At 42.0% G+C, this 18,990-nt stretch carries 20 protein-coding genes; 12 read left to right on the top strand and 8 right to left on the bottom strand.

Annotation, left to right across the window (positions count from 1 at the left end; all coding sequences use genetic code 11):
- The 5 genes from ACR42H_RS05880 (at window position 1) to ACR42H_RS05900 (ending at window position 4,540) form a co-directional block, all read left to right on the top strand.
- Window positions 1-1,239 carry an amidohydrolase family protein gene (locus ACR42H_RS05880; protein WP_113883172.1) on the top strand — a complete coding sequence of 413 codons (1,239 nt, stop codon included), beginning with the start codon at window positions 1-3 and terminating at the stop codon, window positions 1,237-1,239.
- Window positions 1,240-1,266: 27 nt separating this feature from the next.
- Window positions 1,267-2,490, top strand: coding sequence for an amidohydrolase (locus ACR42H_RS05885; protein ID WP_436375063.1), 1,224 nt, complete (start codon window positions 1,267-1,269; stop codon window positions 2,488-2,490).
- Between the two features lie 42 nt (window positions 2,491-2,532).
- Window positions 2,533-3,141 (top strand): ankyrin repeat domain-containing protein, encoded by a 609-nt coding sequence (locus ACR42H_RS05890; protein ID WP_436375065.1) that lies wholly within the window; start codon window positions 2,533-2,535, stop codon window positions 3,139-3,141.
- A gap of 319 nt (window positions 3,142-3,460) precedes the next feature.
- The gene (locus ACR42H_RS05895) at window positions 3,461-3,742 is read left to right on the top strand and encodes a GNAT family N-acetyltransferase (RefSeq protein WP_436375067.1); all 282 of its coding nucleotides are present in this window, start codon (window positions 3,461-3,463) and stop codon (window positions 3,740-3,742) included.
- 15 nt (window positions 3,743-3,757) lie between these two features.
- Window positions 3,758-4,540 carry an alpha/beta fold hydrolase gene (locus tag ACR42H_RS05900; RefSeq protein ID WP_436375069.1) on the top strand — a complete coding sequence of 261 codons (783 nt, stop codon included), beginning with the start codon at window positions 3,758-3,760 and terminating at the stop codon, window positions 4,538-4,540.
- 162 nt (window positions 4,541-4,702) lie between these two features.
- Here ACR42H_RS05900 and ACR42H_RS05905 read toward each other — a convergent pair whose 3' ends face one another.
- The 5 genes from ACR42H_RS05905 to ACR42H_RS05925 all read right to left on the bottom strand — a co-directional run bounded on the left by ACR42H_RS05905 (window position 4,703) and on the right by ACR42H_RS05925 (window position 9,103).
- Complete coding sequence (locus ACR42H_RS05905) at window positions 4,703-5,206, bottom strand: hypothetical protein (protein ID WP_436375070.1); 504 nt, start codon at window positions 5,204-5,206, stop codon at window positions 4,703-4,705.
- A complete protein-coding gene (locus ACR42H_RS05910) occupies window positions 5,203-5,580 on the bottom strand; it encodes a hypothetical protein (protein WP_113883178.1) in 378 nt (125 codons plus the stop codon). Before ACR42H_RS05910 ends, ACR42H_RS05905 begins: the two co-directional genes overlap by 4 nt.
- Window positions 5,581-5,802: 222 nt before the next feature.
- Window positions 5,803-7,410, bottom strand: coding sequence for an FMN-binding glutamate synthase family protein (locus tag ACR42H_RS05915; protein WP_436375072.1), 1,608 nt, complete (start codon window positions 7,408-7,410; stop codon window positions 5,803-5,805).
- 15 nt (window positions 7,411-7,425) lie between these two features.
- Entirely contained in the window at window positions 7,426-8,055 is a 630-nt protein-coding gene (locus tag ACR42H_RS05920) for an NAD(P)H-binding protein (protein WP_113883237.1), read from the bottom strand.
- Between the two features lie 199 nt (window positions 8,056-8,254).
- Entirely contained in the window at window positions 8,255-9,103 is an 849-nt protein-coding gene (locus ACR42H_RS05925; RefSeq protein ID WP_436375074.1) for a YitT family protein, read from the bottom strand.
- Window positions 9,104-9,324: 221 nt separating this feature from the next.
- Between ACR42H_RS05925 and ACR42H_RS05930 the strand changes: the two genes are divergently transcribed.
- Together ACR42H_RS05930 and ACR42H_RS05935 are read left to right on the top strand one after the other, a co-directional pair.
- On the top strand, window positions 9,325-9,510 hold the full coding sequence (locus ACR42H_RS05930; protein ID WP_009335811.1) for a hypothetical protein: 186 nt from the start codon (window positions 9,325-9,327) through the stop codon (window positions 9,508-9,510).
- 38 nt (window positions 9,511-9,548) lie between these two features.
- Window positions 9,549-9,788, top strand: coding sequence for a hypothetical protein (locus ACR42H_RS05935; RefSeq protein ID WP_243856195.1), 240 nt, complete (start codon window positions 9,549-9,551; stop codon window positions 9,786-9,788).
- A gap of 393 nt (window positions 9,789-10,181) precedes the next feature.
- Here ACR42H_RS05935 and ACR42H_RS05940 read toward each other — a convergent pair whose 3' ends face one another.
- The 3 genes from ACR42H_RS05940 to ACR42H_RS05950 form a co-directional block, all read right to left on the bottom strand.
- Complete coding sequence (locus tag ACR42H_RS05940; protein ID WP_436375076.1) at window positions 10,182-11,411, bottom strand: PucR family transcriptional regulator; 1,230 nt, start codon at window positions 11,409-11,411, stop codon at window positions 10,182-10,184.
- A 122-nt stretch (window positions 11,412-11,533) separates the two neighbouring features.
- Window positions 11,534-12,997 carry a sodium/proline symporter PutP gene (putP, locus tag ACR42H_RS05945; RefSeq protein ID WP_113883182.1) on the bottom strand — a complete coding sequence of 488 codons (1,464 nt, stop codon included), beginning with the start codon at window positions 12,995-12,997 and terminating at the stop codon, window positions 11,534-11,536.
- A 154-nt stretch (window positions 12,998-13,151) separates the two neighbouring features.
- Window positions 13,152-14,069 carry a proline dehydrogenase family protein gene (locus ACR42H_RS05950; protein ID WP_113883183.1) on the bottom strand — a complete coding sequence of 306 codons (918 nt, stop codon included), beginning with the start codon at window positions 14,067-14,069 and terminating at the stop codon, window positions 13,152-13,154.
- A gap of 301 nt (window positions 14,070-14,370) precedes the next feature.
- On the opposite strand from ACR42H_RS05950, the gene ACR42H_RS05955 reads away from it, so the two are divergent.
- From ACR42H_RS05955 to ACR42H_RS05975, 5 genes are all read left to right on the top strand, one after another.
- Window positions 14,371-15,525, top strand: a complete 1,155-nt coding sequence (locus tag ACR42H_RS05955) for an ABC transporter substrate-binding protein (RefSeq protein WP_113883184.1) — start codon at window positions 14,371-14,373, stop codon at window positions 15,523-15,525.
- Window positions 15,526-15,606: 81 nt separating this feature from the next.
- Complete coding sequence (locus ACR42H_RS05960; RefSeq protein WP_436376858.1) at window positions 15,607-16,482, top strand: branched-chain amino acid ABC transporter permease; 876 nt, start codon at window positions 15,607-15,609, stop codon at window positions 16,480-16,482.
- A gap of 12 nt (window positions 16,483-16,494) precedes the next feature.
- Entirely contained in the window at window positions 16,495-17,472 is a 978-nt protein-coding gene (locus ACR42H_RS05965) for a branched-chain amino acid ABC transporter permease (protein ID WP_436375079.1), read from the top strand.
- On the top strand, window positions 17,444-18,217 hold the full coding sequence (locus ACR42H_RS05970) for an ABC transporter ATP-binding protein (RefSeq protein ID WP_113883186.1): 774 nt from the start codon (window positions 17,444-17,446) through the stop codon (window positions 18,215-18,217). Before ACR42H_RS05965 ends, ACR42H_RS05970 begins: the two co-directional genes overlap by 29 nt.
- Window positions 18,210-18,920, top strand: coding sequence for an ABC transporter ATP-binding protein (locus ACR42H_RS05975; RefSeq protein WP_113883187.1), 711 nt, complete (start codon window positions 18,210-18,212; stop codon window positions 18,918-18,920). The genes ACR42H_RS05970 and ACR42H_RS05975 overlap by 8 nt, the downstream gene beginning before the upstream one ends.
- Window positions 18,921-18,990: the final 70 nt, after the last annotated feature.

Consider the following 18,990-nt stretch of genomic DNA (forward strand, 5'->3'; position numbering starts at 1 on the left):
ATGACAGCTCTATGGATTACAAATGTTCGGCTAGAAAAAGGATTCATCTGCGAAAATGAACAAATTACAGGGACAAGCACAGAAATTTGCCACTTGAAAATCGAAGATGGAAAAATTGCAGAAATTTCACAGGTTGCCCCGGATTCTAATGAAAACCAACTTGATGCAAAACAGAAGCTTGTACTTCCTTCTTTAAGAGATATGCATATTCATATTGACAAAACCTATTACGGGGGGCCATGGAAAGCCTGTACACCAATCACAAATGGCATTTTCACTAGATTAGAAGAGGAAAAGGAGCTTTTGCCAAAGCTTCTCCCAACCGCACAAGAACGTGCTGAAAAAATGATAGAGCTGTATTTGAAAAATGGCCATACCCACATTCGCACACATTGTAATGTTGACCCTGTAATTGGCCTGAAAAACTTGGAAGCTACTGTCAATGCACTAAAAAAATATGAAGATGTCCTTACATATGACATTGTTGCGTTTCCGCAGCATGGACTGCTGAGAAGCGGTTCTGTTCAGTTAATTCGGGATGCTATGAAAAATGGTGCCACCTTAGTTGGCGGTGTGGATCCAGCTACCGTGGACAGAAACATTGAAAAGTCCCTGCATACCATTTTTGAAATTGCAGCAGAGCATAATAAGGGAGTCGATATCCATCTTCATGATCCTAACTCATTGGGAGCTTTTACCTTTGAGAGAATGGCAGATTATACAAAAGAAGCAGGCATGGCAGGAAGAGCAACAATTAGCCATGGAATTGCTTTAGCCGACCTGTCCGGAGAAGCATTGGCTGAAATGGCGGCAATATTAAAAGAGCAGGAAATTGACGTGACCACTACCATTCCAATTAATCGTACAACTATTCCAGTTCCTGCCCTGGATCGTTACGGTATTCCCGTTTCAGTAGGGCATGACAGCATCACCGATCATTGGTCCCCGTTCGGAACAGGAAACACCATACAGAAACTGGGGACCCTTGCGGAAAGGTTCCGAATGATTGATGAATATTCTTTATCATCAGTCTTGAAATTTGCAACTGGCGGTATTACTCCCCTGAATAAAGCTGGTGAACGGGTTTGGCCAAAAGTCGGCGACGATGCAACGATGATGCTTGTTGATGCGGCATGTTCAGCAGAGGCAATTGCAAGAAGAGCACCGGTTGAGTCATTATTTTTCAAAGGCAATAAGGTTGAAAGCAAACGAACTGAACTAAACATAATAAATTCATAGTTTAAGAGTAAAAAGGAGGATTAAGTAATGCCTGCGTCCCATTGGTTAACAAACATTAAGCTTGAAACTGGATACCTCCAGGATGAAAAGGGAGTTTATACTACAAAAACTGAACTATTTCATTTAAAAATTGAAGATGGAAAAGTGATAGAAAAACAGGGCAGCGAATATGAAATTTCGAAAAACGAAATTACAGTGGATGGAAGAGGGTTTTTGGCACTGCCATCTTTTAAAGAGATGCACAACCATCTTGATAAGACCTATCTTTCTCTTGATTGGAAGGCTTGCAGGCCGGTCAAAAATTTAGAGGAACGTTTAAGGTATGAAGCTATGGAGCTTGAGGAATTAGCGCCTACAGCCAAACAGCGGGCAAGCAAAATGATTGAGCTTCTCCTTTCTAAGGGATCAACTCATATTCGTACCCATGTAAATATTGATCCCTATATAGGCTTGAAGAACCTGGAGGGCGTAAGAGAAGCTTTAGAAGACTATTCCGACAAACTGACATACGAAATTGTAGCTTTCCCTCAACACGGCCTGTTAAGGGAACATGTAATTCCTCTCATGAAAGAAGCGATGAGATCTGGTGCCAGCATTGTAGGCGGTCTTGATCCTGCTGGAATTGACCGCAACATTGAAAAGTCACTTTATGAAGTCATGAATCTGAGTACAGAATTTGATGCAGATATAGATATCCATTTACATGATGGCGGACATGCTGGATTATATACTATTGATAAATTTGCTGAAATGATAGAAGAAGCAAAGTGGCACAATCGTGCTGCTGTAAGCCATGCATTTTGTTTAGGGGAAGTACCAGTGCCGCAAGCAGAAGAAATGGCGGAAAGATTGAATGAGCTTGGAATGGCGATCATGTCCACTATTCCTATAACAAAATCTCTTCCGCCAATTGAACTCTTGGACAGGAAAGGTGTAAAGGTATATCTGGGATGCGATGGATTCTATGATTCATGGGGGCCTTTCGGGAATGGAGATCTGCTGGAAAAAGTAACGAGATATGGTGAGCTTTATCGTAAGAGCGATGAAATTTCCCTGGCACAATCATTAAAATGGGCCACTGGGGGTCCTGTCCCATTAAACAAGGGTGGAGAGATGAGTTGGCAGCTTGAGGGAGAAGAAGCAAACATGGTACTTGTCAATGCTTCGTGTTCGGCAGAAGCAGTTGCGAGAACACCTGAAAGAGAAGCGGTAATTTTTAGAGGAAAAGTTGTCGCTGGACAGCTGACATAAAAGCGTTTCCTGATATAAATACCATATTTTATGGAGGGTAATATGTTAAAAATTGATGATAGCCTTGTGTTATTCGAAGCAGCAGAAAATGGTGACCTTGAATGTTTGAAAGCCTGTATAGAGAGCGGCATTAATATTAATCTGCAGGATAAGAAAAAACGAACGGCCATTTTGATTGCTTCGATAAATAAGCATTATGATTTGGTTCATTATCTGGCGGAGTCAGGGGCTGACATTAATCTTCAGGATCAAACCAGCTTAAACCCATTTTTATATGGATGCATTCAGGGAGATTTGAAGTTAGTAAAAATGATGATTAGCGCTGGGGCTGATATTAATCTCTTAACGAGATTTGGCGGAGTGGGTATTACTCCAGCCTGCGAAAAGGGACATATAGAGGTAGTTCGGGAGCTTTTAACATCTACAGATATAAACGTGAACCATACCAATTATTGCGGATGGACACCTTTGATTGAAGCCATTGTTTTGAATGATGGAGGAGAAACCCAGCAGGCCATCATAAGGCTATTGCTTGAACACGGGGCCGATACAAGCCTTACAGACCAATATGGTGTGAAGCCGGTTGAGCTTGCCAGAAGAAAAGGATACAAAGAAATAGCTGATATTTTATTAATGGCTCATATAGAGTAATACCACAGAAGGGTTTGCAGTATCTTATAATACAAGTCAAAATAAGATTAATGGATAAAAGAAAAAAATCCCTTTCTGCTGGATAGCAGAAGGGGATTTCCTTTGATTATAAAGTGTTTATCCAATTCTTGATTCTGGCCATACCCATAAAGCGGCCTATGTAAAAACAATTTTAGTGACCGCAGGAAAAATTAAAGTTTAAAGGTTTCATTTAGCAGGGAAGATGTAGGATAGGGTATTCTGATAACTTTGAAGACAGTATGATAACATTATGAAGAAGGACATATTAGAGTTAATCTTATTTGAAGGAGGATATGTTATGAATAGAGATATACAAAAAGAAGAAAATCGTTTTTTTATCAATGATGATAAAGGGAACATGATTGCTGAGATTACCTATATTCCAAGCGGCGATTCCGTCATAACCATAGACCATACATATGTAAGTGACTCCCTGCGCGGACAGGGAGTGGCAGGAAAACTGCTGGAAAGTGTCGTTCAGGATGCGCGCAGCAAAGGCTATAAGATTGTTCCTGCCTGCTCATATGCAAAAGCTGTTTTTGACCGAAAGAGGGAATATCAGGATTTACTCGCGAAATAAAGGAGGTATTTTTAAATGGACGCAAAAATAAAAAATGTAAATGGAACTGCCATCTCTTATTATGATGAAGGCACAGGTGAGCCGCTGGTATTGCTGCATGGTTTTTGCGGCAGCAAAGATTACTGGGCAAGGGTGATTCCAATTTTGGCGGAGGACTTTCGCGTCATTGCGGTGGACCTTCCAGGACATGGGGGGTCAAGTTTGCCAGCCGGTGATCCGTCAATTGAGAAGATGGCTGAAGTAATCAAAGGGGCTATAGATGAGCTGGGGCTGGGTAAAGTATCTCTTTTCGGACACTCATTGGGCGGCTATGTAACACTTGCATTTGCTGAATCCTATGAGGAGAAGCTGAAATCCTTTTCTCTTGTCCATTCAACAGCCAGCCCTGATTCAGAAGAAGGAAAGAAAGGAAGAGATATCGCTGCAGGCAAAATTGATAAAGAAGGAATTAAGTCCTTTATTGAAGGACTTGTGCCCAAGCTCTTTGCGCCCGGTGAGAAACATCCCGAGGAAATTCAAATGGCCAAAGAGATTGGCTATCGTATAAGCCCTGAAGGTGCAAAGGCTGCCTTGAAAGCGATGAAACTGCGTGCAGACCGCAGCCATGTCCTGAAAAGTACAAAGCTCCCGTTATTACTTGTCGCTGGAGACAAAGACCAGATTATCCCTCTTGAAAAGTCATTTGCAGTTGAAGGACCTAACATCAAGCAAGTGAACATTAAAGCTGCCGGACATATGAGCATGTATGAGGCACCGGAAGAACTTGCTGAGAATATTCGCAAATTTTTGAAAGAGTAAGGAGTTTCGTTCTTTGAGCGCACATAAATATTTCTATCCGCATATAAATTTGTGTTATACGCACATAAATTGGCGTTATTCGAACATAAAGGTTCCTGTGACACTAAATTATTGCGATTGAATTATAGAAAAAAGCTCCTTTTCACCGAAAAGGAGCTTTTCTTACTTAAATACAACTGAAATGATCTCGTCTGTTGTCATTCCGCTTTCTATTTCAAACGTGCCGGGACGCAAATCGTTCTCAAGACCCCGTTTTTCTACATCTTTATAGAATTGGACTCCGCTTTCAATAATATGGGCTTTTTCAAGTGCGTTTCCCACGTCAATGCTGGTCATTCCCATTGATACCGTTAAAATAGTCCGGTAAACAACTTTTTCGCCGGTTTTGTCCTCAGTTTTCTCTTCTGCTTTTTCATCTTTTTTCTCGCTGGACTTTGCTGCGGCAGCAAGCTGTTTGCTCCATTCAGCTTCAGTGTTGATGACGTAGCCTTTAGATGCCAGCAGTTCAATCATCTCTTTATCTGACAGCTTTTCTGCTTTCTCTGTCTTATCAGAAGGCTTTTCTGTACTCTTTGCTTCAGAGGGTCCAAAAAGGTAGACGCTTCCTGTCAAGATGGCCGCCGCTAAAAGGCCTGCTGCAAAACTGCGCAAGGTATTTGGTGTCATTGGGCAACCATGCTCCTTTCACCTTTGTTCGCTGTATAAGGCAGAAGCATAAGGTCGACCTCGTTCGGTGTAAGCTGTTTTTTTAATGCAATGCTTTCATTAGAATATCCGCGTTTATGCATATCCAGTACTTCGCGAAGCAACAATCGCTCTTCTGATGGCCCGCTCATTGCCCCGGATTGCTTTGCTGTAATCTCAGCATCCAATTCAATATTTCTGATTTGCTGCTGGAGTTCATGAATTTCATTTTTTAATGTAAAAGTAACCTGATCAATTTGCTGCTCAATATTTGATTTGGATTGCGCCGTTTTTAAAAACGATAAAATGAGCAGCACGACTGCTGAACCAAATAATATGGCGATTACCCATCCCATCCTAAAATCCTCCCTTATGTAAACACTTTTTTCTAGCTATCTATTTTTTTACCAAACTAAATTATACCTTTATTGCCCGGGAATATCGAATGATAACCTCAAAATAACACGATAGTCCCGTTTTTATGTAAGAAAAAGGAGCGGGGGGTAAATCTTATTGCTTATTAGCAAAGAAATAAGAGGTCAAAAAACCTGGTCCATACGGGACCAGGCATCAGTTTGTCAGCTTTCTTTCTGCAGCTGTGCGCGTTTGGCTGCATGCAGTAGATCTTCAATAGGAGAGACTCTGCCCAATTTATCTTTATGAACAATATGTTTTCTTTCAAATTGCGCCGGATTATCGATTCCTGCAGCTGCTGCAAGATTAAATAGTCCTTCTCTTAGAGAGATGACATAGTTGCAGACCCGGTAATGTTTTTCATCAACAATCAATCCGTCCTGCAGCTTTTTGTCGGTTGTCGCAACCCCTGCAGGACAGTGATTTGTATGACAGACTTGAGCCATGATGCAGCCGACGCTGATCATAAAGCCCCTTGCAATATTGACCAGATCCGCTCCCATCGCAAGAGCAATGGCAATTTTATCAGGAGTGATCAATTTACCGGATGCGATAATTTTCACACGGTCTCTGACTCCGTACTCTCTCAGCATTTCATCCACAACTGTCAGGGCTGATTGGATGGGGAGCCCCACACTGTCTGCAAGCTCCTGATAAGTAGCCCCTGTTCCGCCTTCACCGCCATCAACTGTAATAAAATCAGGGCCTTTGCCGCTCTCTTTCATATAGGAAATCATGCTCTCCAGGGCATCAAGATCGCCTACCACTATTTTCATTCCGACAGGCTTTCCGCCTATACTCCGGAGCTCTTCAATAAAATCGAACATGGAAGGGGCATCCTCAAATTCATAGAAACGGTTTGGACTGTTAATCGTTTTGCCAACCTCTACTAGCCGGATTCTGGCAATTTCTTCGGTTACTTTTTCACCTTCAACATGGCCGCCGCGGGTTTTCGCTCCCTGTGCAAGCTTTAGTTCAAAGGCTTTTACCTCAGGTATTTCACTTTTCTTTTTAAATTCTTCCCAGGAGAATTCCCCGTTTGGCTTTCGGACGCCAAACATATCAGGGCCAATTTGCATTATGATGTCCGGGCTGCCTGCCAGATGATACTGGGACAGACCGCCTTCACCGGTATTCATCCAGGTGCCGCCGGCAAGGCCAAGACCTTTTGAAAGTGCAGTGATCGCTTTTTCTCCAAGAGAGCCATAGCTCATGGCAGATTGGCCTACAAGTCCCTTGACTCTGAATGGCTGCCGACAGGTTTTTTCTCCCAGCACAACCGCATCCTCATCCCGCAGATAGTAGGGATCGGCCAATTTCTCTTCGCTGTGTTCCTTTCTTGAAAATAAATTGTCCCCATCCACTTTATAAACACGTGTTTTAACTTTCTGTGTATTATCCACCTTCATCTCATCAACGAGTTTAGGGAACAAGGTATTGCGTATATAGAAGCCTTCTTCATCAAAATCTCTTATAGATCCGAATCCTATTAGCCTTTCTTTGTATTTGCCTGCTTTGACAACATCCTGGTATTCCTTTCTGGAAAAAGGTTTACCTTCTGTATCATTATTGAATAGGTACTGTCTTAGCTCAGGCCCCACTTTTTCTGTGATGTATCGCACCTTCCCAATTACCGGGAAGTTTCTGAGTATAGAGTGCTGTTTCTGCCTGTCATCTTTTACATACCAATAAATAAATAGAATGACTGGCACAAAAATAACCAAAGCAATAAAAATGAATAATGCTATAACAAGGTAATCTGTTAAACTCATTTTATCCTCCTTCTATTAAAACTGGCTGAGGGCTTCACGTATAGCGGTGTTGCCTGATGCTGCCTCTATGGTTGAATTAAAGATAGCTTCTTTATCAATAGACTCTACTAGAACTTCGGCTGCATCCTCACGCGGAATCTCAGCATCCCGGTCATGTATTTTCTCTGACAGGGTAATCTTTCCGCTGCCGGGTTTGTCCGTTAATTGGCCAATCCGGATAACCGTGTAGACCAAATTGGCCGCTTTAAGCATATCTTCTGGAAGATCCTTCGCCGCAATCTTGCGGGAAGGGTCCGTGTCACTTTCCTCCGCTTTGACTGCACTCATCATCACAAATCGCCTAACACCGGATTTTTGTGCTAATTGGATGATATCTGAAATAGATTGGTGATCGACCATGACTGTTTTACTCGAATGTTTTTTAGGATTGACGCCTGTTAAATAAATCACTGCATCTGATGCCTGAAGATGGGGGATGAGCTTTTGCTCGTCATATACAATTGCATGGGCTGCACCCAATTTTATAAGATCTTCAGTTTGGTTTTCATTTGCAGCAACGGCAAGAGCTTCAAGCTTCCTCTCTGCGAGCTTTCTGATTACATGCTCGCCCACATCTCCATTGGCACCGATTACAATTACTTTCATGCTAACGCCTCCTTTTCTAACCTTTTCCACATATGATTTATTTAAAACCAAAATGAGGCAAACAAAAAAGCAGCCACCAGGACCGCGTATGTATAGGATAATTCCGTTTTCGCTATAACTCATTACATGGCTCTGAAGCCCAAGGCAAAGCCACTGCATATAAAATAAAGCTCCATCCTTTGCGGATGAAGCTTTACCATTATGCCAGCCTTTTAAAATTCTGGCCAAGAATTTCATTCATCGTATGAACCGTGATAAATGCCTTATTATCAACCTGGGTAATGTAACTTTTCAGCTTTGTGAAATCTTTTCTTCCCAGGATAGTTGTAATGACTTCTTTTTTATCGGATGTGAAGGCACCAGTTGCGGAATGGATGGTTGCACCCTTGCCCAGTTCATGAACGATATAGGTTTTTATTTCATCACTGTGGCGGCTGATAATAACAATTTCTTTGTTTGAATTGAATTGCTGAAGTGCATAATCAATGACGAATCCATTAATTATGACCCCGAAAAATGCATACATGCCAACTTGCGGGCCGAACAGAACGGCGGAAGACAGGGCGATCAATAAATCCGCAAGAAGCACTCCTCTGCCAACTTCAATATTTAAGTATTTATTAAAAATCATGGCGATGATGTCTGTCCCGCCAGTAGAAGCCTGCTGGTTAAAGACAATTGCCATTCCGGTCGCGGCGATGCACTGCCCAATGATCAGCTGAATAAGCAGGTCATCGCTTAGCGGATGGGCCATTGGGGCGTATTTTTCAAGCGCCCACACAAAAAATGACAAAGCGAAGCTCGCATAAATAGTTTTTGCCCCAAAGCCTGATCCAAGAAAAATAAAACCAACTGCAAACAGGATCAAATTGACAAGGATCATGAAAGTACCGATGGAGAAATTGGGAAATAAGTCATTCATGATAATCGACAATCCGCTGACCCCTCCAGTTGCTAAATTATTGGGGGACAAGAAAAAATGGACATTTATAGAAACCAGGAATGCTCCCAGGTTAATCATGATAAAAGAAAACAGTTTTTGACGCATCGCCGCAACCTCCTTTTTTTATAGTTTTTTTCGAGATCCGTAAAAAGTGGAACAACGGGATTATAAAGCCCTTAAAGCCCCTTTGTAAAGGGAATGAGGGCAAAAAAATAAGGTTTAATAATTATGAAAATTGGAAGGGGTTGCAAGAGGGAGGATATTATCTATTTTTGCTTAATTCTTATATAATAAGTTATGGTTAGCACGAAAGGATGTAAAAAATCTTGAAGAACAGGAAGCTTATTGTCATTCCCATAATGATTCTTGTAGCTGCAGCAGCAATGTGGATGCTTAATAAAGATTATCAGCAAATAGATTTGTTGATTCGATTGCTGATAGCAGCTGGTGCAGCACTATTATCAGGAGTCATCTCATATTTTTTATTTAAGCCGGAAAAAGAAGAACAATAAAGATGCCTGCTCCCTGGCAAGGGGACAGGCATTTCTTTTTGGAACTTTTACTATTTGGTTTCGTATATAAGCAGAAGGGATTGATAGAAGTGAATCATATTGAGGAATGCCCAAGATGCAAAAGTACGGAATTTGCGGAAGGCACCGACTTCATGCCGGTTAAACCATTAAATAAAAAGCTGTCAGCAGGGTCTTTAAAAATCTATCGTTTTTGTTTAAGCTGCGGAGACGTTGTTTCTATTAGAATTGAGAATCCAGGTAAGTTTAGAAGCCGGTGATAGAAGAGAATGCTTCATGAAACTGGAATTAGGAAACATAGGTAATAAGTTGCCAAGAATGCTTCATGAAGCCGAAAACCAGGAAACAAAGAGAAAAATGGTCGCGATGAACGCTTCATGAAGCCGGAAATCAGGAAGCAAAGAGAAAAATGGTCGCCATGAAACGCTTCATGAAGCCGAAAACCAGGAAGCAAAGAGAAAAATGGTCGCCATGAGCGCTTCATGAAGCCGAAAACCAGGAAACAAAGAGAAAAATGGTCGCCATGAGAGCTTCATGAAGCCGAAAATCAGGAAGCAAAGAGGAAAATAGTCGCCATGAGCACTTCATGAAGCCGAAAATCAAGAAGCAAAGAGAAAAATAGTTGCCATGAAGCGCTTGCTCCACCCTGCATCTTATTTCTTCCGCTTGAGCAGCTGTAAATCAATGTACAGCTGGCATCTTGTGTTAAAGTCATCAAAGTCGATGGATGTTAAATCAGTAATTTGTTTCATTCGGTATTTTAATGTATTTGTATGGATGAAAAGCTGTTCTGCTGTCGGCTTAAGGCGGCAGTTGTTCAATAAATACACTTCAAGCGTCTTCAGCAGGCTGGTTTGGCTTTCCAGGTCTTTTCTCTGCAGCTTCATAAGGTCTTCATTTACATATTTAGTCAGGCTGTTATGCTGGGCAATGGGTTCTAAATAACGGAAAACCCATAGCTTTTTATATTCATATGGCAATTCTTCAGGTGATCCAATGAATTTGGCGGCTTTGATGACCTCTAGGGCCTCTGCATAGCTTTTGCGCAGTTTTAAGATGGAGGAATATTCTCCTCCGATCCCTGCATACACAGTCTGCGATCTGAATTGGCTAAGAACGGTATTTGTTAATTCATGTGCGTCTTCTGATAGGCTGCCAGGTGCAGGGGAACTGCTGCCGATCATGACGATAATTTCATGCTGGTTTGTAAATATGTGAGCTGGATGGCTGAGGGCATTCGCGAACAGCCGAACGGTTTCATTTAATTCCGCAAATATCTCTTCATCTGCCTGCACGACAGAAAATACATTGATGATAAAGGCCTCCGGAAGGATGATTTTAACGTTGGCAGCCTCCCATTTGATTTGATCTTCCGTCTGATAGGTACGATCAATAATCTTTTGATAAAATTGATGTTTTTCTTCTTCTTTGCGCAGTTTTTTCAGGTTTTTCTGATATAATAGCTTTCCAATATGGAAGGAAACATCATGCAGAAAGTTCATTTCGCTTTCAGATAGAGAGCCTTCTAATTCCTGAACCCAAATAAAACCCAGTATCTGCTCTTTATATTTTGCACTTACAACCACGCGCTGGTTAAGGCCGATTTCTTCCATTTTCTTTATTCTAAAAGGCTCAGGAATTGTCTTTAACTGATCAACAATGCCTTCATCCATAAACTTCTCCAAAATGGGTATGGGCCACCTCTTCGAAAATATGGTCTGCTGGTTCGCCAAATCAAAATGTTCAATATAATACGAGCTATAGGCCAGCAGTGAGAATTGTTCATCCTCGATGACAACAGGCTTCTTTAAAAAAGTGCTGACCATTTCTGTAATCTCATCAATATCTGTCATATTAAGGATTTTCTCCAGCGGCTGACTCATTAGGGCTCCCTCCTAAACATTGCTGTTCTTATTATAGTGAAAAACAATGGGAGGCACCACTCGTATTTTGCCGAAAGAAAAAGGACCGGGCATTTTCTTGGCCCAGTCCTGAAGCTTTTAGGTTATTTTAAAGATTTTTCAAAGTCAGTAAATTGTTTTTCGATTTCTGCAGATGGCTTTGCAGTTAGAAGGCTTACCACTATGATGGCAATTAAGCTGGCAGCAAAGCCAGGAATCATTTCATAAAGTACATCAGATAATCCGGCTTGAGACCAAATTATGACAGTGCTTGCCCCAACAATCATTCCGGCTAATGCTCCCCATCTTGTCATGCGCTTCCAATATAAGCTAAGAATGATAAGAGGTCCGAAAGCGGATCCGAAACCAGCCCATGCGTAACCCACAAGGTCTAGAATCGTTTCATTTTTCTCCCATGAAATAATCAATGCAATGATAGAAACCAGCAATACAGATAATCTTCCTATTGTAACTAATTCTTTATCTGTAGCTGAGCGGCGGAAGAACGTTTTATATAAATCTTCCGTTAATGAACTTGATGTTACAAGCAGCTGTGATGAAATGGTACTCATGATAGCTGCCAGAATGGCTGAGATTAAGAATCCAGTGATGATCGGGTGGAATAATACCTCGCCAAGAAGAATGAAAATGGTTTCAGGGTCCTCTATTGAAATGCCTTTATCAGCAACATAAGCAATTCCCACAAAACCGGTCAGCATAGCTCCAATACTCGAGAAAATCATCCACCCCATCCCAATGCGGGTGGCTTTCTTGATTTCTTTAACAGAACTTATAGCCATAAAGCGGACGATAATATGAGGCTGACCAAAATAGCCAAGGCCCCAAGCAAAAAGGGAAATGATGCCTAATAGACTTGTTCCTTTAAAGATATCAAGGAACGCTGGATTGATTGTTCTTGCAGTATCAATTGCCGGCCCAAATCCGCCTAAATGGAAAAGTGCTACTAATGGTACAAGAATGAGGGCGATAAACATAATCAGACCTTGAACAAAGTCTGTCCAGCTAACCGCAAGAAATCCTCCAAATAGTGTATAAGCTACTACAACACCTGTGATGATCCATAAACCTGTGTGGTAATCCAGCCCGAAAGTGCTTTGGAATAATACTCCCCCGGATACCATGCCTGATGATACATAAAAGGTAAAGAAAATTAAGATAACTAATCCTGAAATCAGGCGCAGGATTTTGGAAGCATCTCCGAAACGGTTTTCTAAATAACCAGGAATCGTAATTGAATCATTGGCCACCTCAGTATATGTGCGGAGCCTAGGTGCAACATAAAGCCAGTTCGCCCATGCCCCGAGTGTTAAGCCGAGGACAATCCAGGAAGCGCTTAGGCCAGTGGCATACATGGCACCCGGGAGTCCCATCAGCAGCCAGCCGCTCATATCGGAAGCGCCCGCACTTAAAGCGGTTACCGCAGGACCCAGTGTTCGTCCTCCGAGCATGTAGTCTGATAGATTGGAAGTTCTTTTATAGGCATAATAGCCAATCCAAAGCATCCCAATCATATACACGGTAATGGATATAATTAATGCATAATCCATTTGTAAGCCTCCTTTTTGTTAGTTTACAAATATTTAGATAAAATAAGCGATAAGAAAGCAGTGGACCTGCTTTCTCTTTACTTAGAAATCAAGAATGGCTGGTTATTATTATAGCTGTATTTTATTGTTTTGGAAGAAAAATAATTTTAAAGTGTTACTTTTTGAAAATGCCCTTAAAAGCAAAAGCAATATTAGCCGGGCGTTCAGCGAGCCTTCTCATAAAATATCCATACCAGTCCATTCCGTATGGTACATAGACACGCATTTTATAGCCTTGCTTTGCCAGTTCCAGCTGTGTTTTATTCCTCATGCCATAGAGCATTTGGAATTCAAAGCGATCGTTTGGAATGTTATGCTTCTTTGCTAATTCTTTTGTGTACTCGATGATCTGATCATCGTGGGAAGCTATTGCTGTATAATTTCCGTTTAAAAGACTTTGCTCAATTAATTTCTTATAGTTTTCATCTACATCTGTCTTTTCAGGAAAAGCATGCTCCGGTGATTCTTTATAAGCACCTTTTACCATTCTTAAAAAAGGCTGGTATTTCCCCAAATCCTCGAGGTCCTTTTCAGTCCGATACAGGTAAGCCTGCAGAACTGTGCTTACACAGCTGTACTTCTCTTTAAACTTTTTAAACAAATCGATAGTGGCCTGGCAGCGCGGTACATCCTCCATATCAATTGTCACCATAATCTTGTGCTTCTCGGCAGTATCAAGAATTCTTGTCATGTTTTTCACAACAAGATCATGATCGATATCCAGACCAAGGGAAGTCATTTTTAGGGATACCTGTGAATCAAGTCCTTCTTTGCTGATCATTTCAATGGTCGAAATACATTCCTCTGTCCGTTCATTAGCCACTTCAACAGAATCAACAAATTCTCCCAAATGGTCCACTGTTACAGAAAGTCCTTGATTATTCAGATCTCTGATAAAGCGGACACTGCTTTTGAAATCAACTCCGCCAATTAATTTACCTGCAGCAAAGCTTCCGCCTCTGTTCTGGGCAATTTTATTAAGTAAGCTATTTTTTGATAAATAAAGAAAAAAATCTCTTGTAATCGCTTCCATTTTAACAAGCACCTCCAATGGTTATATCTTTAGACTAATCTTACAATTCTGTGACAAGTTACGACAATGTTCATAAAAAACAAAGATTCTCTATATCTATTGTTGACAGGAGACAATGAAAGGCTGCATTTTCCAGACGGTGAAACATCTGCTTCTGTTTCACGAAACTTCCGCTTTCCGTTGTCAATTAATATGTAAGAAAAGTTTCCATATTATTGTTTACATTGACAAGCATTTGTATTTAAATAGTAATATAGTTTTGAATATTTACTTATTTCTGAAAAAACGGGGGCTAGAGAAAATGAGAAAGCAGTTAAAGAAATTTGCGCAATTTACAGCATTGTCCAGTTTGCTTGTCCTCTCTGCATGTGGCGGCAATCAGGCTGCAGGGGATGAGGACGGGGAAAGCAGCGGAGGAGCAGTTAAAGCGGATATTGGAGTTATTTCTTATATCAGCGGGCCAGGTGCAGCTTATGGCGAAGCTATCACGAATGGCTTAAAGCTCGCACAGGAAGAAATCAATGGCAAGGGTGAAGTCGAGATAAACCTTGTTATAGAAGATTCCGCCGGCAAGCAGGATCAGGCATTGACAGCAGCACAAAAGCTTATGAATTCAGAGAATGTGACAGGCATTATCGGACCTACATTAAGTACAGAAATGAATGTAGTTGGTCCGGAAGCTGATCTGAACGGGGTACCGATTATGGGGACTTCAACCACTGCAGAAGGGATTCCGCAAATTGGGGACTATGTCTTCCGCAACTCGCTGCCTGAAGCATTGGCGATTCCGGCTTCAATAGATAAAGCCATTGAGAAATATGATGCTAAAAAAGTAGCAATTCTATATGGAAATGATGATGTTTTTACAAAATCGGGCTTTGACACGATGAAAAAAGCAGCAGAAGAGAAGGGCCTTGAAATCTTAACGATTGAAACTTTCCAAAAAGGACAATCAGACTATAATGCACAATTGACGAAAATTAAAGGTTTAAAGCCAGACCTTATTCTGGCATCAGCTCTATACAATGAAGGTGCAGTCATAATGGATCAGGCAAGGAAAATGGGCATTGATGTCCCGTTTGTCGGAGGAAACGGCTTTAATTCTCCTGAGGTCATCAATATCGCAGGGGATGCAGCAAATGGCCTGATTGTGGCAACTCCTTGGTATGGTGAAAAAGAAGATGATAAGGTCAAGGAATTTGTAGGTAAATATGAGGAAGAATACGGCAAAAAGCCAGACCAATTTGCAGCCCAGGCCTACGATGCGCTATACATTATGGCTGAAGCATTAAAAAATGCGGGTGAAGCTGACCGTGATGCACTTCGTGACGCTTTGGCCGAAATCAAAGGCTTTAACGGAATCCTTGGAGAGTTCTCTTTTGATGAAGAAGGGGATGTCGTAATGGAACCGACCGTCTTGGTTATCGAAGGCGGGGCATTTAAGGAATTTAATTAAGAAAGCTGCAAAAGTGAAGCTCTGGCGCTTTCAGTGCCAGAGCTTACTTTTAAGAATAAATAAAGTTAGTAGGTGAATACCGTGTTAATTGAACAATTAATAAACGGAATTACCCTTGGCAGCATTTATGCCATCGTTGCACTTGGGTTTACATTGGTTTTCGGGGTGCTTGGCATTATCAATATGGCACACGGAGAAATCTTTATGTTCGGAGCCTTCATTGGGGTTGTTGTCACTTCCACATTTAAAGGGCCGCTTTGGCTGGCCTTTATGGCAGCGATTTTGGTAACTGCCGCAATGGGTTATCTGCTTGAGCGATTTGCCCTGAGACCTCTCAGGAATAAACAGGGGGTATCCCATCTGGCGCCATTGATCAGTACCATTGGCGTTTCGATACTTCTGGAAAACCTTTCACACCATATTTTTGGCCCAGGCAACCATCCTTTCCGCGCTTCTTTTGCAGAAATAAGTTTCCAGATTGGTTCGATAACCGTATATCTTGTGCAGATTGTCATCTTTATCATTTCTGTCCTTCTCATGTACGCCCTGTCTTTTTGGCTAGGCAAAACAAAGGCAGGAAAAGCCTTAAGGGCAACCGCTGAAAACCTGGAAACTGCAAGCCTTCTTGGTGTTGATGTGAAAAGAACGATTACGATGACTGTTATCATCGCATCTGCGATGGGCGGGATTGCCGGGATCCTTGTCGGAATGGCATTTAACTCTGTTACGCCTCAGATGGGATTAACCATTGGGCTAAAAGGACTTGCCATCATCATTCTTGGCGGCATGGGGAATGTCAAGGGAGCGATGGCCGGGGGCCTAATCCTTGGTCTGGCGGAAACATTTGTCGTTGTTTACGGCAATTCGGGATACAAGGATGCAATAGCTTTTGCGGCTATTATCGTCATCCTTCTCATCAGGCCGCAGGGATTGTTTGGCCAAAAAATTTCAGCGTAAGAAGGTGAACTCATGCTTGCAGAATTAATAAATCCATATTATTTACAGGTAGCTTCTTTTATATTAATCAACATTATTTTAGGGGTAAGTATATATATTACTCTATCAACTGGTCAGCTCTCGCTTGCCAATGCAGGATTTATGGGGATCGGTGCCTATACATCGGCCCTTCTGACGCTGAACTTTGACCTTCCGATTATTGTGGGGATACTAGCAGGCACTTTATTGGCGGGTGTATTTGGAATCCTTATCGGGATACCGACATTAAGGCTTCAGGGTGTTTACCTAGCCATTGTTACCCTCGGGTTTGGAGAGGTGATCCGGGTTATTTTTGTAAACTGGGAGTCTATGACAAAGGGAGCTGTAGGTTTATCGGGCATTCCGCATATGGGCCGTGAGCTGCTGAATACTTTAAAAGAATTTGGTTTTGATCCCAAAATACTTGGACTCCAAAATAACCAGTTTGTATTTCTAGCTATTTTCCTCATTTTATTAGGGGTCACAATCAGTATAATCACGTTTTTCAGAAGGCAGAACCGTTCCAGAGTGGGACGGGCTTTCGCAGCGATTAAACTGGATGAAAAAGCAGCAGAGTCAATGGGCATCAATATTACTTATTATAAGGTCCTGGCATTTGCACAGGGGGCACTGGTAGCCGGATTTGCAGGCGCATTATTTGCCCATGTTCTTGCATACATAAGTCCTGCCGATTTTGCTTATCACCGTGCGGTTGAGATATTGATTTTCGCAGTTTTCGGGGGAAGCGAAGTAATTTGGGGACCGGTGTTTGGAGCGCTCTTTCTAACTGTAATGCCCGAGGTACTGAGGTTTATAAGCGAATACCGCTACATGATTTACGGTCTGATCATTATTATTATGATGGCTGTCCGGCCGCAGGGATTGATTGATGTAAATATATTAAATTGGCTCAAGCTTAAAACATCAAAGAGGAGGCAAAAGCATGGTACTTCAAGTCAAAAAAGCATGTAAAAACTTTGGCGGGCTGAGTGCCCTGTCTGATGTCTCGTTCTCTATTAACCAGGGTGAGATCTTTGGGCTGATTGGTCCGAACGGAGCCGGGAAGACAACGATGTTCAATCTGATTACATCGATGTTTACTCCTACCTCAGGCGAGATTATCTTTAATGAAGACAATATCAATGGTTTAAAGCCGCACCTGATCACGAAAAAAGGCATTTGCAGAACATTCCAGAATATTCGCTTGTTTCCGCAGATGACAGCAGAAGAAAATGTGATGGTTGGGGAGCACTGCAGGAGTAAATCCGGGGTATTCAGCAGTGTATTCAGGACAAAATCACAGCGGAAAGAAGAAGAAAGAATCCGCAGCAAAGCGAATGAGCTATTAGAGTTTGTTGGGCTGGGAGGTTTTGCGGATGTTGTTTCTGACAGCCTGGCATACGGACAGCAAAGAAGGCTGGAAATTGCCCGGGCACTGGCCAGCTCTCCTCAGCTGCTGCTGCTGGATGAACCGGCAGCCGGAATGAACGAAACAGAAACAAGCGAATTATTTCATCTCATCAAAAAAATTCAGGAACAAAGCATTACTGTCCTGCTGATTGAGCATGACATGCCGCTTGTCATGAAATTATGCGACCGTATTGCCGTGCTAAACTTCGGCAAGAAGATTGCTGAAGGCACACCTGCTGAAATCCAAAATAATTCGGATGTCATCGAAGCCTATCTCGGCAGCGAGGAGGAAGATTTGTATGCTTAAGGTAAACGGGATTAACGCATTTTATGGAAAAATCCAGGTTCTTAAAAGCATCAGCCTTGAAGTGGAAGAGGGAAGTATTGTTACGATACTTGGCGCTAACGGAGCAGGAAAGACAACGACTATGAAGACCATTTCCGGATTGCTAAAGCCTCAAGCCGGCAGCATTCAATTTCAGGGGCAGGATGTAACGGGACTGCGGCCGGACCAGCTGCTGCGCAAAGGGATTGCCCTTGTTCCGGAAGGCCGCCAAATTCTTTCAGGAATGACAGTGCTTGAAAATCTTGAGATGGGAGCGTACCATCGGAAGGACAATGAAATTGCCCAGGATATTAAGAATGTAATGGGACGTTTCCCAATCCTTGAAGAAAGGCAGAAACAGCTTGGAGGAACATTATCTGGCGGCCAGCAGCAGATGCTGGCCATAGCGAGAGCGATCCTCAGCAAACCAAAGCTGCTTCTTCTTGACGAACCGTCAATGGGGCTGGCGCCTCTAATAGTGGCTGATATCTTTAAAATTATTAAAGAAATTAACGAAGCGGGCACTACTGTTCTTCTGGTGGAGCAGAATGCAAGGCAAGCACTAAAAATATCCGATTATGGGTATGTCCTGGAAACAGGAAAAATGGTTGCTGAGGGAAGCTCACAGATGCTTCTGAATGATACTAGAATTATGGAAGCTTACCTGGGGCGGAAATCAAGCTAACAATAAAAGGCCGAATCTTTTGATTTGGCCTTTTATATTTTTACTTATTTCATTATGGTAAAATCGGTTG

Origin of the sequence: Cytobacillus sp. BC1816 (assembly GCF_051353635.1) — a bacterium.
Taxonomy (GTDB): domain Bacteria; phylum Bacillota; class Bacilli; order Bacillales; family Cytobacillaceae; genus Cytobacillus; species Cytobacillus oceanisediminis_C.